19 protein-coding genes and 1 tRNA gene are annotated in these 13737 nt (G+C 45.4%); 13 read left to right on the forward strand and 7 right to left on the reverse strand.

The window, feature by feature from the left end:
• Nucleotides 1–11 precede the first annotated feature (11 nt).
• Entirely contained in the window at nt 12–818 is an 807-nt protein-coding gene (pstB, locus tag CXL14_RS11190) for a phosphate ABC transporter ATP-binding protein PstB (RefSeq protein WP_014418390.1), read from the forward strand.
• Between the two features lie 11 nt (nt 819–829).
• Nucleotides 830–1612, forward strand: coding sequence for a phosphate ABC transporter ATP-binding protein PstB (gene pstB / locus CXL14_RS11195; protein ID WP_014418389.1), 783 nt, complete (start codon nt 830–832; stop codon nt 1610–1612).
• 99 nt (nt 1613–1711) lie between these two features.
• On the opposite strand, the gene CXL14_RS11200 is transcribed toward pstB (CXL14_RS11195), so the two are convergent.
• Together CXL14_RS11200 and CXL14_RS11205 are read right to left on the reverse strand one after the other, a co-directional pair.
• Nucleotides 1712–2176 carry an endolytic transglycosylase MltG gene (locus tag CXL14_RS11200; RefSeq protein ID WP_014418388.1) on the reverse strand — a complete coding sequence of 155 codons (465 nt, stop codon included), beginning with the start codon at nt 2174–2176 and terminating at the stop codon, nt 1712–1714.
• Entirely contained in the window at nt 2173–2526 is a 354-nt protein-coding gene (locus tag CXL14_RS11205) for a hypothetical protein (RefSeq protein ID WP_003153047.1), read from the reverse strand. Before CXL14_RS11205 ends, CXL14_RS11200 begins: the two co-directional genes overlap by 4 nt.
• A gap of 346 nt (nt 2527–2872) precedes the next feature.
• On the opposite strand from CXL14_RS11205, the gene rpmG reads away from it, so the two are divergent.
• The 3 genes from rpmG to CXL14_RS11220 all read left to right on the forward strand — a co-directional run bounded on the left by rpmG (nt 2873) and on the right by CXL14_RS11220 (nt 3899).
• Nucleotides 2873–3022, forward strand: a complete 150-nt coding sequence (gene rpmG, locus CXL14_RS11210) for a 50S ribosomal protein L33 (RefSeq protein ID WP_003153056.1) — start codon at nt 2873–2875, stop codon at nt 3020–3022.
• A gap of 78 nt (nt 3023–3100) precedes the next feature.
• Complete coding sequence (locus tag CXL14_RS11215; protein WP_014418387.1) at nt 3101–3655, forward strand: 5-formyltetrahydrofolate cyclo-ligase; 555 nt, start codon at nt 3101–3103, stop codon at nt 3653–3655.
• A gap of 70 nt (nt 3656–3725) precedes the next feature.
• Complete coding sequence (locus CXL14_RS11220; protein WP_007408311.1) at nt 3726–3899, forward strand: hypothetical protein; 174 nt, start codon at nt 3726–3728, stop codon at nt 3897–3899.
• A 75-nt stretch (nt 3900–3974) separates the two neighbouring features.
• Here the strand turns inward: CXL14_RS11220 and nhaC are convergent, their stop codons facing one another.
• Nucleotides 3975–5285, reverse strand: coding sequence for a Na+/H+ antiporter NhaC (gene nhaC / locus CXL14_RS11225; protein WP_050496151.1), 1311 nt, complete (start codon nt 5283–5285; stop codon nt 3975–3977).
• Between the two features lie 251 nt (nt 5286–5536).
• Here nhaC and CXL14_RS11230 point away from each other — a divergent pair, with 251 nt between their 5' ends.
• The 5 genes from CXL14_RS11230 to CXL14_RS11250 all read left to right on the forward strand — a co-directional run bounded on the left by CXL14_RS11230 (nt 5537) and on the right by CXL14_RS11250 (nt 9383).
• Nucleotides 5537–5746: a YqgQ family protein gene (locus tag CXL14_RS11230; protein WP_007408313.1), complete on the forward strand. Its 210-nt coding sequence runs from the start codon at nt 5537–5539 to the stop codon at nt 5744–5746.
• A gap of 34 nt (nt 5747–5780) precedes the next feature.
• Nucleotides 5781–6743, forward strand: a complete 963-nt coding sequence (gene glcK / locus CXL14_RS11235; protein ID WP_014418385.1) for a glucose kinase GlcK — start codon at nt 5781–5783, stop codon at nt 6741–6743.
• 82 nt (nt 6744–6825) lie between these two features.
• Nucleotides 6826–7953: a M14 family metallopeptidase gene (locus tag CXL14_RS11240; protein ID WP_014418384.1), complete on the forward strand. Its 1128-nt coding sequence runs from the start codon at nt 6826–6828 to the stop codon at nt 7951–7953.
• 72 nt (nt 7954–8025) lie between these two features.
• The gene (locus tag CXL14_RS11245) at nt 8026–9063 is read left to right on the forward strand and encodes a YqgU-like beta propeller domain-containing protein (protein ID WP_032863563.1); all 1038 of its coding nucleotides are present in this window, start codon (nt 8026–8028) and stop codon (nt 9061–9063) included.
• A 5-nt stretch (nt 9064–9068) separates the two neighbouring features.
• Nucleotides 9069–9383 (forward strand): MTH1187 family thiamine-binding protein, encoded by a 315-nt coding sequence (locus tag CXL14_RS11250; RefSeq protein WP_003153073.1) that lies wholly within the window; start codon nt 9069–9071, stop codon nt 9381–9383.
• Between the two features lie 32 nt (nt 9384–9415).
• Here the strand turns inward: CXL14_RS11250 and CXL14_RS11255 are convergent, their stop codons facing one another.
• Nucleotides 9416–9589 carry a DUF2759 domain-containing protein gene (locus tag CXL14_RS11255; RefSeq protein WP_003153076.1) on the reverse strand — a complete coding sequence of 58 codons (174 nt, stop codon included), beginning with the start codon at nt 9587–9589 and terminating at the stop codon, nt 9416–9418.
• Nucleotides 9590–9743: 154 nt separating this feature from the next.
• Between CXL14_RS11255 and CXL14_RS11260 the strand changes: the two genes are divergently transcribed.
• Nucleotides 9744–10382 carry an MBL fold metallo-hydrolase gene (locus tag CXL14_RS11260; RefSeq protein WP_032863564.1) on the forward strand — a complete coding sequence of 213 codons (639 nt, stop codon included), beginning with the start codon at nt 9744–9746 and terminating at the stop codon, nt 10380–10382.
• 38 nt (nt 10383–10420) lie between these two features.
• Here CXL14_RS11260 and CXL14_RS11265 read toward each other — a convergent pair whose 3' ends face one another.
• Nucleotides 10421–10666 (reverse strand): DUF2626 domain-containing protein, encoded by a 246-nt coding sequence (locus tag CXL14_RS11265; RefSeq protein ID WP_003153078.1) that lies wholly within the window; start codon nt 10664–10666, stop codon nt 10421–10423.
• A 235-nt stretch (nt 10667–10901) separates the two neighbouring features.
• On the opposite strand from CXL14_RS11265, the gene CXL14_RS11270 reads away from it, so the two are divergent.
• Complete coding sequence (locus tag CXL14_RS11270; protein WP_003153079.1) at nt 10902–11282, forward strand: Spx/MgsR family RNA polymerase-binding regulatory protein; 381 nt, start codon at nt 10902–10904, stop codon at nt 11280–11282.
• A gap of 64 nt (nt 11283–11346) precedes the next feature.
• Here CXL14_RS11270 and CXL14_RS11275 read toward each other — a convergent pair.
• A tRNA-Gln gene (locus CXL14_RS11275) sits at nt 11347–11417 on the reverse strand.
• A 71-nt stretch (nt 11418–11488) separates the two neighbouring features.
• Between CXL14_RS11275 and CXL14_RS11280 the strand changes: the two genes are divergently transcribed.
• Nucleotides 11489–12319, forward strand: a complete 831-nt coding sequence (locus CXL14_RS11280) for an STAS domain-containing protein (RefSeq protein WP_014418381.1) — start codon at nt 11489–11491, stop codon at nt 12317–12319.
• A gap of 37 nt (nt 12320–12356) precedes the next feature.
• Here the strand turns inward: CXL14_RS11280 and CXL14_RS11285 are convergent, their stop codons facing one another.
• The gene (locus CXL14_RS11285; protein WP_029973873.1) at nt 12357–13658 is read right to left on the reverse strand and encodes a hemolysin family protein; all 1302 of its coding nucleotides are present in this window, start codon (nt 13656–13658) and stop codon (nt 12357–12359) included.
• Nucleotides 13659–13737 lie beyond the last annotated feature (79 nt).

The raw sequence follows: 13737 nt of genomic DNA on the forward strand, positions 1-13737 counted from the left end.
GAGGCGAAAACATGATTGATCACATCATCAGGGAACATGCGGAACAGACAAAGCGTTCGCCGGAGTCTTCAATTTTGGAAGTGAAGCATTTATCAATTTATTACGGTGACAAACAAGCGGTTAAAGATGTAAACATGGATATTGAAAAACATGCGGTGACGGCTCTGATCGGTCCGTCCGGCTGCGGGAAATCAACATTTTTGAGACAGATTAACAGAATGAACGATGCCATTCCTTCGGCAAGAAGCGAGGGAGAGATCCTATATGAAGGGCTGAATATTTTGGGGGAAGCGATTAATGTCGTGTCTCTCAGACGGGAGATCGGTATGGTGTTTCAAAAACCGAATCCATTCCCGAAATCCATTTACAATAACATCACACATGCGCTGAAGTATGCGGGTGAACGCAGGAAAGCCGTTTTGGATGATGCGGTCGAGGAAAGCTTAACGAAGGCTGCGCTTTGGGATGAAGTCAAAGACCGGCTTCATTCATCGGCTCTTTCGTTATCAGGCGGCCAGCAGCAGCGCCTTTGCATCGCCCGTACGCTTGCGATGAAACCTGCCGTGCTTCTTTTAGATGAACCGGCTTCAGCTCTGGACCCTATTTCAAACGCCAGAATCGAGACGCTTTTGACAGAACTGAAAAAAGATTATTCGATTATTATCGTTACGCATAACATGCAGCAGGCGCTGAGGGTGTCTGACCGAACGGCTTTCTTTTTAAACGGGGAAGTGGTGGAATACGGGCAGACAGAACAAATTTTTACGAGTCCTAAAGCGCAAAAGACAGATGACTACATTAACGGAAAGTTCGGATAGGGGGAAGGACTGTGAGCCTTGTGAAGGAAGCGGTGCACACACAGAATTTATTTGATATTCACGGCATGAACGTATGGTACGGAGCCCATCAGGCTTTAAAAGACATTACGATCGGTTTTGAGGAGCGGAAGGTAACTGCGATCATCGGTCCGTCCGGCTGCGGGAAATCCACTTTTATTAAAACATTAAACTTAATGCTGCAAATGGCTCCGAATGTCAAAGTGACAGGCGACATGATCTATAACGGGCGCAATCTGCTGAAAGAAAAGACGGATGCGGCAGAATTAAGAAAACAAATCGGTATGGTGTTTCAAAAAGGAAATCCGTTTCCGCAGTCAATATTTGAGAATGTCGTGTACGGTCCGAGAATTCACGGCGAAAAAAATAAAAAGAAACTGCTTGAAATCGCCGAGGAATCTTTAAAGGCAGCTGCGCTCTGGGATGAAGTGAAAGATCGCCTTCACCACCAGGCGCTTTCACTGTCAGGCGGTCAGCAGCAGCGGCTGTGCATCGCAAGGGCGCTCGCCACCAAACCGGACGTCCTTCTGATGGATGAACCGACGTCCGCTCTCGACCCCGTATCCACACGGAAAATAGAAGAGCTGATTTTGACATTGAAAGAAAAGTATACAATCGTCATTGTGACGCACAACATGCAGCAGGCTGCGAGGGTCTCTGATCAAACCGCGTTTTTCTATATGGGCGAACTGGTAGAGTGGGGGGATACGGACAAAATATTTTCTCAGCCGGATCATCAAAAAACACATGATTATATCACCGGAAAATTCGGATGAAAAAAACGGGCCCGGCCATTGACCGGGTCCGTTTTATATTGCTTATTAAAAAAGCCTGCCGGCCGTATCCATCTGAATGGACGATGCCTGCAAGCTTTTTTAGCGGGTTAATGTTTTGACGATTTTTTTAAAGCTCATATCTGAGTCGACTTTGAAATGGCCGGCGCGGATTTCTTTATGGTAGCCTGCGTCAATGACGTAATCATTAAAGTCCTTCGCTGAAGGAATAATCCCTTCTTTTTCAAGAATGGATGACACATCAGCAGTGCTCATTCCGTTTTTAATCGTCAGTTTGTATGTTACTTTTTTCTTTTTGTCGTCTGTGTTTTGGTCGTTGTTTAACGCTTTTTCTTTAGAATCAAGAAGTTTTTGATAGTCATCCCGGTTGACGGAGACTTTTTGCTGATCGTCGAGGTAGCTGTTTACTTCTTTTTCTGTCAATGCTGTTTTTTCGGTTTTAACGGCGGCTGCCTGGTCATGGTCAGTCAAATAGAAGACAGCGGCGAGAACGGCCGTCGCTAAAATCATGCCTGCTGCAAAAGCCTGAATGCCCCGTTTTGTCATACGAGCACCTTCTCATTATCTTTAATAATGGTATTGACGTCCTCGACAGACACGTGCTCCGCTTTTGCGATGGCTTCCGCAGACATTCCGTTGTTATATTTTGAAATGATTTGTTTGGCGATTTTTTGGTTAATGCCGCTGCTTTTGGCTTTGCGGATCACGAGGTTGGTTTCCAGCAATTCTTCTTCAAGCACCGTCATTTTCTTTTTCAGCTTGTAAATTTCCTGCATGGCGGAAAGCTGAAGCGTTTCAAGCTCCTGTTCCACGTCTTTCATCGGATCTCTTTGAGAATATGAGAATGCAATAAGCGCTATACTGACGATAAACAACGCAATAATAGCAATTTCCACGTTTCATCACCTTCTATTATTAATTTGCCCTTCTTTTTTATACCATAAAACGCCGCCATTCTAAAGGAAATAGAGAAAAAAACGGAATTTTGTCGGGAAATCTTTTTTATTCGGGGAGCAAACGGTTATTTCTCTATAGATTTCGTATCAGAAAGTCCTTTTTTGTCCTGTTTCGTCATATTTTCCCTTCGCCTGACGCAAGCTCATTCAGAGGATCAGAAGCGTAAACTGATGTTTTCTGCACTTAAACAACATTTCATGTAAATCACTCTAGCATTCCGTCCATTATAGTGGTATTATATATAAGTCTGAATAAGTAAATGATATTTAGTTTGGAGGGAAAATAATGCGCGTTAATATTACTTTGGCTTGCACTGAATGTGGTGAGCGTAACTATATTTCTAAAAAGAACAAACGCAACAATCCGGACCGCGTTGAATTTAAAAAATATTGCCCACGTGATAAAAAATCTACGTTACACCGTGAAACAAAATAAGCTGTTTAAAACAGCGGAAAAAGCTGGAGCTTTCTATAAAGTTCTGGCTTTTTTGTCTTTCAGGGAGGTTTGAGAAACGTGAAAGCACAAATCAGAACTGCTATAAAAGCAAAGCTTTCTGACATGACAGAAAGTGAATGGGAGGCAAAATGCCGCAGCATGCGTGAAACGCTGTTTTCTTTAAAAGAATGGAAACAGGCCCGCATGATCGCCGTTACCATCTCGACACGCCTGGAAATTCCGACACGGCCGATTATTGAACAGGCCTGGAAAGAGAAAAAACAAGTCTGTATCCCAAAATGCTTTCCGCAGACGGGAGCGATGGAGTTCCGTACATTTTCTGCGTATGATCAGCTGGAAACCGTATATGCGGGCCTCAGTGAACCGATCGAGAGCCTGACGAAAAAAGCCGCCCAAAAAGACATTGACCTTGTGATTGTGCCCGGCGTGGCTTTTGACCGGGAAGGCTTCAGAATCGGATACGGCGGAGGATATTATGATCGGTACCTCTCCGGTTATAAAGGCCGTACCGTGTCGCTTCTCTTTGACTGCCAGCTGACAGACCGCATTCCCCGCATGCCCCACGATATTCCGGTCGATATGATCGTGACTGAATCTGAAACCATCGCTTAATCGCATAAAAAACTTCTTGCACCGGAATAATTCTCGCTGTTTGACAAACGATAGGGGCAGGAGGGATAAGATGAAAAAATTGTTGATCTACTCATTATGCGCCGTATCTGTTTTAGCCGTTTACCAAAACCGCTACCGTCTGATGAACAGCGTGCTCAGCCAGCCGGGGATCAGACGGTCATTCATTCATTTCTTTTTAAAAATACCGTTTATCAGAAACAAATTCATTCAGCAGGCATTTTAAACAAATCCCGTTTTTCAGCGGGATTTTTTGCATAAGAAAACCTGCCGGTAAAAAACGGCAGGTTTTCTCGTATTGTCAGCTTTTTTTCAGGAAACCGAGCAGAATTGAGATCATAGGAGAAATGTACAGGAAAAAGGTAAACGGCAGGTAGTCGATGACGGAAACCCCTAATGCGCTTGCCATAAAAGCGCCGCTTACTCCCCAGGGAATCAGCGGGTTGATCAATGTTCCGCCGTCCTCAAGCGACCGCGCAAGGTGAATCCGCTTAATGCTGAGCTTGTCATATAAAGGTTTATAAGATTGACCCGGAATTAAGATCGACAAATACTGCTCACCTGTCGCAAGGTTTACGCCTATACTTGAGAAGACGGTCGCCATGACAAGACGTCCTTTCGTATGCACGCCTTTTATCAATCCTTGAAGCAGCGCCGCGATCAGGCCCGTTTTTTCCATCAGGCCGCCGAGCGCAAAGGCGATCATGATCAGAGAGACTGATCCCATCATCGATTGGAGCCCGCCTCTGTTGATAATGCTGGCCACAGCCTGGTCGCCGGTTTTAAACGCCGTCCCGCTTTGCAGGGCGGATATAAATCCTTGAATGCTGCTGTCAGGAATAAAAACAGCAGTCAGAAGCCCTGCGGAAATAATACCGGCGGTAAGCACCGGAATCACGGAAACCCGTCTCACAGCTAAAATGATCACCAACAGAGGTGAAAGAAGCGACCAAGGCGTAACGTGCACGGCCTCTTTCATTCCGGAAATGACCGCCTCAATATTTTGCGTTGAAGCGGCATTTATTGAAACCGATGAACCGAGAATATAAAAAAGAACAATCGTGATCAGCAGTGCCGGAACGGTAGTGCCCATCATATGGCGAATATGCTTAAAAATCGGAATTTCGCCGATTCCGGCGGCAAAATTCGTCGTGTCGGACATCGGTGACATTTTATCACCGAAACAAGCCCCGCAAATGACTGCTCCCGCCGTCCATTCGAGCGGAACTCCCGCCGCGCTTGCTACCCCTAACAGCGCGACGCCGATTGTACTGACAGTTGTCAGACTTGAGCCGACAAGCGTGCTGATAATCATGCAGGAAAATAATGCGGTCAAAAGCAGCTGACCCGGCTGTATAATTGACAAAGCGTAAACGGTGACGGTGGGAATGGCGCCGCTGTACATCCAGGCGCCGATCAGTACACCGATCAAAGCCAGCACGATAATCGGCTGCACACCGTTTTTCAATCCGCTGACAATTCCTTTTTCAAGGCTGTCCCACGAGAAACCGAGCCACAAACCTGCCAGAGACAGAATAATGACGCAAAAGAACAGCGGCATATGCGGCTCTGTATGAAAGAAAAACAGGCAGGAAATAATGACTGCTAACATCAAGACAAATAAACTGATGGCTGAGATGAACGTCAGCCTTTTTTCTTGTTTCAAAACAACACCCCATCAAACTTTAATCCTTTTGTGCTTTTGGGCACGAAAGTATTGTAACAGAAAAACGCATAAATGAGTGTTTTTTTACAATTTTGAATATACAATTTATGAAAATAATACAAGGATATTTTCTCCAATCGTTTTTTGCTTGACGCCCGGATCAGTGATGAAATACGCTTATACTAAGAAGAGTAGAAATGGTGAAGAAGATGAATTCATTTTATGACGTGCAGCAGCTGTTTAAGTCATTCGGACATATCGTTTATTTCGGTGACAGACAAGCCGAAATTGACTTTATGAAAGATGAATTAAAGGAAATGTACTTGTCAAACGTGATTGAAAGAGAATTATGGCAAAAAGCCGCCGGAGTTCTTCAGAGAGAATCGGAGCGGATCAAAGGCAGATAACACAGCAGGATTTTAATAAGAAAAGGAGATTATTATGGAAGATACATGGTTTGCGGGGATTGATCTTGGCGGAACAACCATCAAGCTGGCCTTTATCAACATGTACGGTGAAATTCAGCATAAATGGGAAGTTCCGACCGATAAATCAGGAAACACAATTACGGTCACGATCGCCAAAGCGCTTGACCAGAAGCTGGAAGAACTGAACAAGCCGAAACGGATCGTAAAATGGATCGGAATGGGAGCGCCCGGACCCGTGGAAATGGCGACGGGAATGGTCTATGAGACGACAAATATGGGGTGGAAAAACTATCCGCTGAAAGACCATCTCGAGGCGGAAACGGGTATTCCGGCCGTCATTGAAAACGATGCCAATATCGCGGCGCTCGGAGAAATGTGGAAGGGTGCAGGTGACGGGGCCAAAGATGTCATTTTAGTGACGCTCGGAACCGGAGTCGGCGGAGGCATCATCGTCAACGGAGAAATCGTTCACGGTAAAAACGGGGCCGGCGGAGAAATCGGTCATATTTGCAGTATTCCGGAAGGAGGAGCTCCGTGCAACTGCGGAAAATCCGGCTGCATCGAAACGATTGCGTCCGCAACAGGCATCGTCCGCATCGCGAAAGAAAAGCTTGCGGCGGTTTCCGACTCTTCGCTCTTACAAGTGGATGATCTGACGGCACGTGACGTGTTCGAAGCGGCTAAACAGCAGGATAAGACAGCGCTTGAAGTCGTCGATTATGTCGCAAAACATTTAGGCCTCGTGCTCGGAAACCTGGCAAGCGCCATGAACCCGACGAAGATCGTGCTCGGCGGAGGGGTCTCTAAAGCGGGTGAAATCCTGCGGTCAAAAGTGGAAGAGACCTTCAAAATCACCGCGTTCCCGCGTTCTGCGGAAGCGGCCGATATTTCGATTGCGGCACTTGGAAATGACGCCGGAGTCATCGGCGGGGCGTGGATTGCCAAAAATGAATGGCTCAAACATCAAAACTGCTGAAGAAAGTCTGCCTGCCCATATCGCGGGCGGCTTTCTTTTTTTATCTCCCCTGTCATATAGTTTTTAAAAAAGGGGGATGAACATGGCGGGAATTCGTGTCAAACCTGAATTGAAACAGCATATGAAAGATATCGCAAAGGTGCTTTCAATTGATGAAAAACTGTTGAAAGCCGCTGATAAAACGGCGGAAAACGATGAATTGTTTTGTCCCGGCTTTGCCGTGAGCGGGCAGTCAGAGGGTCCGCCGCTTGAGACGCTGAGCGGGCTTTCGCGATACATCCGGCGCTGTGAAAGGATTCTTTCCGCTGATCAATGGGTGAAGGAAGAAAAGGTGTACGGCTCCGAATCGGTTTATGAAGAAATTGAGAAAATAACGGATGTCTTTCCGTTTGTCACGTGCCGTAAAATCGGCAGTTCCGTATTGGGAAAGCCGCTTTATGAGCTGAAAATAGGTGCGGATACGGCCGAAAGAAAAGTCCATGTAAACGCCTCATTTCATGCCAATGAATGGATCACCACCTCGGTCGCGCTTAAATGGTGTAAAGAATATTGCGCGGCATTATGCGAAAATAAAACCGTTTTCGGGCACTCTGCGCTTGATATATTCAGCCGGACATCATTGTCATTCGTTCCGCTCGTAAATCCCGACGGTGTTGATCTCGTACTTTACGGATGTGAAGATTTATCAGAAAAAAATGAATTTCTTAATCAATTAAATGAGCACCGCCCGGATTTCCGCGAATGGAAGGCGAATATAAACGGTGTGGATTTAAATAAACATTTCCCATCCAATTGGGATATTGAACAGAGGCGCAAACCGAAAGCCCCTTCATACCGTGATTTTCCGGGGACGGCGCCGCTCACTGAACCGGAGGCGCAGGCGATGCACCGGCTGATAACGGAGCAGCCGCCTGACAGGCTGATCGCGCTTCATACGCAGGGAGAAGAGATTTATTGGGGATACGAAGGATGTGAACCGGAGCAATCATCCCGGATGATTCGGGAGTTTGAAGCGATAAGCGGAAACTGCTATCAAGGCGTTAAAACCATTGACAGCCATGCCGGTTTTAGGGATTGGTTTATACAGCAGTATGGAAAAGAGGGCTATACCATTGAGCTCGGGAAGGGAAAAAACCCTTTGCCTTTTCATCAGTTTGCTGATATTTATCAAGCGACGGAAGGTATTTTGTGGAGGTCGCTTGTTTTTTGAGACATCTGTGAAATTTCTCATTTGTTTACATAAACAAATATGGGACAATAGAAAAGAATGGAGGGAAGGCTGGTGAGATACTTGGTTTGTGTTCTGCTGTCCGCATTCGTTCTGTGTTTAGCGGCCTGTGAACCATCTCATCAGCAGCAAGACACAGGCGTTTCGGCAAAATCGGCAGAACAGAAAATCGTTCCGCTCAGTAAAAAGGAAGCGGAGAAAACGGAAGGATGGCTGGATAACAGAACAATTCTGTATACAGCACATCATCAGCTGATGAAATATGATCTTTTCAGCGGAAAATCCGAACGGCTCTATGAAACAAAGGGCCATATTGTCAATGTAAAGATCAGCCGGAAAAAACAGCTGATTCTCGTACAGGTGACAAGCAGCGGTCAGACTGAGCTTGTGCTTATGAACAAGCAGGGGAAAAGACTTTATCACAAAGCCTTTAACTCTTATGAGCTGGAGACGGCTTGGAATCCGTATGACCCGTATCAAATGATGATTACCGTTTTTACTGAAACATGGGACTTCACAGCCTATACGGCCGATATGAAAAACGGCATTTTAAAAAAGAGTCCCGTTCAGGCCCCTTTTGTCCATTGGACCTCCACTGATGAATTCCAATATATTAAGCAAGGAAAAACGGAGGAAGAGGGTCCTTTATATTCTTATGACTTGCAGACAAAAAAAGAAAAAAGAGTGCTTCATCACGTCATCTGGGCCGATTCCCGCCCGGGCATGACGATTGCCGTCAGACAAACGGATCAATCGGACGGAGACGGCGAGTTCCTTTTCCAAAAGCCGGCATCCGTGACACACCGTTTTCCTCTCCAAAAAAAGTATAAGAGCTTTGCGCCGATGGAATATGATTACGATCAGACACACAAGCGGTTTTACATATTTAAGCCTGAAGGCCGCTCTTACAATCTGATCAGCTTTGACTTAGGAGACGAACGGGAGCGGACGGTGCTCAAAAACACGGAAATGGAGCCGATTCAGATCTCTCCGAACGGGGAATACGCTTTATACGGCTTTACGTATGACCGTCTGATTTCATTGAAAACAGGCATGACAGAACCAATCATAACAAATGAAAAAGGAGTTTGAACCAAATGGCAATTGCAGATGTGACAATCATTCCGATCGGAACAAAAACACCGAGCGTCAGTGAGTATGTAGCGGATGTGCAAAACATTTTGGAGGGTTACAAAGCTGCCGGCAAAATCAAATTTCAGCTCACGCCGATGAACACGTTGATTGAAGGTGAGCTGAGCGACTTATTCGCAGTCATTCAGGACATTCACGAAGCCCCGTTCCAAAAAGGGCTGCACAGAGTGGCGACAAATATCCGCATTGATGACAGACGTGATAAAGAAACGACGCTGGAGAGCAAAATCAAAAGTGTCAGCAAACATTTGCAGCAATAAAAAATAAGCCTGTATCCATTGGATACAGGCTTTTAATGTGCAGTCGGATAGCCGCTGGTTACAACGGTCATAACGGTAAACCAGCCAAACACGCCCAGCGTGGCGGCGGCTAACAAAAATCCCAGGATATTTCTCTGTCTGACAGCCCGCAGGACTCCTAATACAGCTAATAATGCGACAAGGCCGAAGATTACAACAAGTAACATGATGCTCCTCCTTTGTCATTGGAACCTGAAAATCTTTCCATTTCATTTTAACCGTTTTCATTTTGTTTGTCGATAGCGTTTTCCCGGCCGCATTCATTGAATCTTCCGCAGAAAACCTTCATAATAAGGGCATATACATAAAGAGGTGATGAAAGTGAAATGGAGACGAATGCCGGCCGGTCCGATTCAGGCAAACGCGTATTTTCTTGTCAGTGAGGATCGGTCCTGTCTTATTTTTGATCCGGGCGGGGAAGCGGACAAAATCAACAATTACATAAAAGAAAACAATCTGAAGCCGCTGGCCATCTTACTGACGCACGCTCATTTTGACCATATCGGCGCGCTTGACGAAGTAAGAGACAGATGGGATGTTCCCGTATATCTTCACAAAAATGAAGAAAAGTGGCTGGAAGACTCTTCCTTAAACGGATCAGGCATATTGCGGGGCATCGCCGTAACGGCACGGCCCGCCGAACGGCTGATCGAAGGCGACGGCATTTTGGACATCGGGCCTTTCCATTTGGAGACATTGTTTACGCCGGGACATTCACCGGGAAGCGTTTCTTATTATGTGAAGGACGCGGATCTGGTGATTTCAGGTGATGTGCTCTTTCAGGGAGGCATCGGCCGCACTGATTTACACGGCGGAAGTCAGAACGTATTGCTTGATTCCATTCATCAAAAACTGCTCACGCTTCCCGGACATACACTTGTATTAAGCGGACACGGGCCGGAAACGGATATCCAGACAGAGCAGGAGCGAAACCCGTTTATTAATGGTTTTTCACTGTAAATGAAAAAAGACAGACCTAATCGGTCTGTCTTTTTCTGTCAGTGGGTTCCGCCGCCCGGTGTCATAATAAAAATTGAATAATATGTAAATCCGGCGAAAAATACGGTTAAGTAAGCTCCGAAAATATAAATATACATCCGCTCAGTCAGATTCAAATAAGAAAGAAATACGAAAAAGATCGTCTGTCCAAAAAACAAAAGAGAAGCGTCTTTCATGCCCCCTAAAAAAAACATGACTGCAAATATCCCCGTCCAAAATCCTAACACCCGGAACATGCGATTCATTCCTTATCCCCTCCCGAGAGTCTATCTGAAGTTTATTATAATAGATCGGCACTCGAAATGTAAACATTTTCATGATTATATTTATTGTGGAATTTATGTCTTTCCCTGTGTTTTATATCTTATGCCGCTCTCTGAAAAAGATCCGAAAATTTTTTTGAAATATGTTTAATGAAAAAAAGTTCAGGGTACTTATGTTAACAAAGAGACGGATTATCCGAGGGAGGAATTTTTAAAAATGAAAGAACTTATTTTTTATTCATACCCGAGCTGCACATCATGCCGAAAAACGAAACATTGGTTAAAAGCCCACAATGTTGACTTTCAAGAGCGCCATCTATTCAGGGAGACACCGACAATTGATGAATTGAAGCAGATCTTATCATTAACGACTGAAGGAATTGATGAAATATTGGCGACGAGAAGCCAAACATTTAAAAACCTCAACCTGAACATTGAAGAAATGACTGTAAATGAAGTGCTGAAGCTTTTGACTGAGAAGCCGAAACTGCTGCGGCGTCCGATTCTGATCGATCGCAATAAGCTCGTTATCGGATACAATCCGGGAGAGCTGATGAAGCTGACGAAGAAAAAAACGGTACATCAATCTGTATCATAAGAGAAAAACGAAGATCCGCTGATCAAAATTTATCAGCTAATCTTCGTTTTTTGCGGTTGCGGGACTGGGCTAGCTGGATTCGAACCAACGATCACGGAGTCAAAGTCCATTGCCTTACCGCTTGGCTATAGCCCATCGGATGTAATTACAGTATGTGCGTCCGGCGCCGATTTATACATACAAAGGAATTTGAATGGAGGAGACCCGTGAAACATTTGAACGAAACATTATCTCGAACCTTAATTGAAGAATCAGGTGAAATCACACGCCAGTGGCTGCTCATACCAAAATCGGGGCGGCCTTCAGATGATCAGAAAGCGGAAATGCAGCACCGTCTGTTAATTGAAATCGTTGCCGGCATTTTATCGGAAAAAGACGGCGGGGAAGAGGAGCTGACAAAATGGGCGCTTCAGTTCGCAAGGGACCGGGCCGTCCATGAAGTACCGGTCTATGAAAGCGTCACGAGCTTTAAAGAATTCCGGAGATTGGTCTGGAACCGCATACAGACATGCTGTGAAACAATGTCTGAGAAGCCTGGGGCGAATGCGGTATTCCATTGGGGAGAGAAGCTGAACAAAGCAATTGACCATATGATTGAAGTATTTACAGAGGAATATTATAAAGTGACGGTTACACAATTAAACGCCCAAAAAGAAATGATTAACGAACTAAGCGCGCCGATTATGCCGATTGCCGACGGTATTGGAATTTTGCCGCTCGTCGGTGAAATTGACACCTACCGGGCAAGAATGATTTTGGAATCGGTGCTTGACCAATGTTCCTCGCTCCGGCTTTCTTATTTATTTTTAGATATCTCAGGTGTGCCGATTGTGGATACGATGGTCGCTTATCAGATTTTTAAAGTGATTGACAGCACAAAACTTCTTGGCATAGAAACGACAATCTCAGGCATCAGACCGGAAATCGCGCAGACCGTCGTGAAGCTCGGCATCGATTTTTCTCAGGTGAAAACGGAGCAGAGTCTGGCGAAAGCGCTGGCAAAAAACGGATTTATCGTAAAAGAATCATTAAGATGATAAAAAGCTGAATGGCCGGGAGGGATTTCTCCCTCAGCTATTCAGCTTTGTCAGCTTCAATCGTAATGATATGATGGCTGTCGATTTCTTTTACCGTAAATGTGTAGCCTTCAAAATCTATGGTGCTCCCGGGCTTCGCGTCAATATGCTGAGTAAGAAACCAGCCCCCGAGTGTATCGACTTGATCAGCCGTAATCTCTGTTCCGAGTACATCATTGACGTCACTGATCAGCAATTTGGCGTTCAGGAGATAGCGGTTCTTCCCAAGCTTTTGAACGGAAGGTGTTTCATCCGTATCAAATTCGTCGCGGATTTCGCCGACGATCTCTTCAATGATATCTTCCGCCGTTACTAATCCCGCGGTTCCGCCGTACTCATCAATGAGAATGGCCATATGGGCGTGTTCCCGCTGCATTTTAACGAATAATTGATAAATCGGAATCGTCTCAATCACATGGATCGCCGGCTGGATGTAAGGGCTGAGTTCGTGTTTTGTAAACGCCGCTCCTTCTGACAGGAATCTGAATAAAACTTCTTTTATATTGATGATGCCGACTACATGATCTTTATCTCCTTTTACTACGGGATACCGGGTATATTTATTTGTTTTGATAATGTCCCGGAGCATATGTCCCGATCCGCTGTCTAACGGCAGGCTCACCATTTCATTCCGGGGCACCATAATTTCTTTGGCAGTGCGCTTATCAAATGTAAAAATGTTATTTACGTAATGGAGCTCGCTTTTTTTAATCATGCCGCTTCGATAGCTTTCGGCAAGGAGCACCCGCAATTCCTCTTCCGTATAAGCCATTTCATGTTCGGAAGCAGGCTTCAAGCCGAACATTGCTGTAATCAGGCGGGCGGAATGATTGAGCAGCCAGATGAACGGAAACATTAACTTATAAAACAAAATCATCGGTCTGGCAGACAAAAGTGTAATCCGCTCGGCTTTTTGGATAGCAAAACTTTTCGGGGCGAGTTCGCCGATGACGACATTCACATATGTAACCAGCAGAAAGGCGATGATCAATGACAGGACTTGGGCAACCGCTTCGTGAACTCCGGTCTTTAAAAATAACGGCTGAAGCATCGCTTTGACTGTCGGTTCACCCAGCCAGCCGATTCCCAAAGCGGTGACGGTGATGCCCAATTGGCATGCCGATAAATATTCATCAAGGTGTGTAATGACATGCTTGGCTGCTTTTGCTCCTTTTACATTTTCCTCAATGAGCTGATTAATGCGGGAGCGCCTTGCTTTAACGATTGAAAACTCTATGGCGACAAAACACGCCGTTAATAAAATAAATAGTACGATGGCAGATAGTTTGATGATATACAATGTAACGCCTTCGCGAAGGAAGGCTTGCACCTCCCTTTTTTCGGAATAATACCACTGTAGAAGGCTGCTCAAACATCGA

The organism is Bacillus sp. SJ-10, from assembly GCF_002843505.1.
GTDB lineage: Bacteria > Bacillota > Bacilli > Bacillales > Bacillaceae > Bacillus > Bacillus velezensis.

Bases quoted from the DNA above. Each gene is read 5' to 3' on its own strand.
- pstB (WP_014418390.1), top strand. From the start codon at position 12: ATGATTGATCACATCATCAGGGAACATGCGGAACAGACAAAGCGTTCG.
- CXL14_RS11200 (WP_014418388.1), bottom strand. From the start codon at position 2,176: ATGACAAAACGGGGCATTCAGGCTTTTGCAGCAGGCATGATTTTAGCG.
- rpmG (WP_003153056.1), top strand. From the start codon at position 2,873: ATGCGCGTTAATATTACTTTGGCTTGCACTGAATGTGGTGAGCGTAAC.
- CXL14_RS11220 (WP_007408311.1), top strand. From the start codon at position 3,726: ATGAAAAAATTGTTGATCTACTCATTATGCGCCGTATCTGTTTTAGCC.
- nhaC (WP_050496151.1), bottom strand. From the start codon at position 5,285: ATGTTAGCAGTCATTATTTCCTGCCTGTTTTTCTTTCATACAGAGCCG.
- CXL14_RS11230 (WP_007408313.1), top strand. From the start codon at position 5,537: ATGGTGAAGAAGATGAATTCATTTTATGACGTGCAGCAGCTGTTTAAG.
- glcK (WP_014418385.1), top strand. From the start codon at position 5,781: ATGGAAGATACATGGTTTGCGGGGATTGATCTTGGCGGAACAACCATC.
- CXL14_RS11240 (WP_014418384.1), top strand. From the start codon at position 6,826: ATGGCGGGAATTCGTGTCAAACCTGAATTGAAACAGCATATGAAAGAT.
- CXL14_RS11250 (WP_003153073.1), top strand. From the start codon at position 9,069: ATGGCAATTGCAGATGTGACAATCATTCCGATCGGAACAAAAACACCG.
- CXL14_RS11255 (WP_003153076.1), bottom strand. From the start codon at position 9,589: ATGTTACTTGTTGTAATCTTCGGCCTTGTCGCATTATTAGCTGTATTA.
- CXL14_RS11265 (WP_003153078.1), bottom strand. From the start codon at position 10,666: ATGAATCGCATGTTCCGGGTGTTAGGATTTTGGACGGGGATATTTGCA.
- CXL14_RS11270 (WP_003153079.1), top strand. From the start codon at position 10,902: ATGAAAGAACTTATTTTTTATTCATACCCGAGCTGCACATCATGCCGA.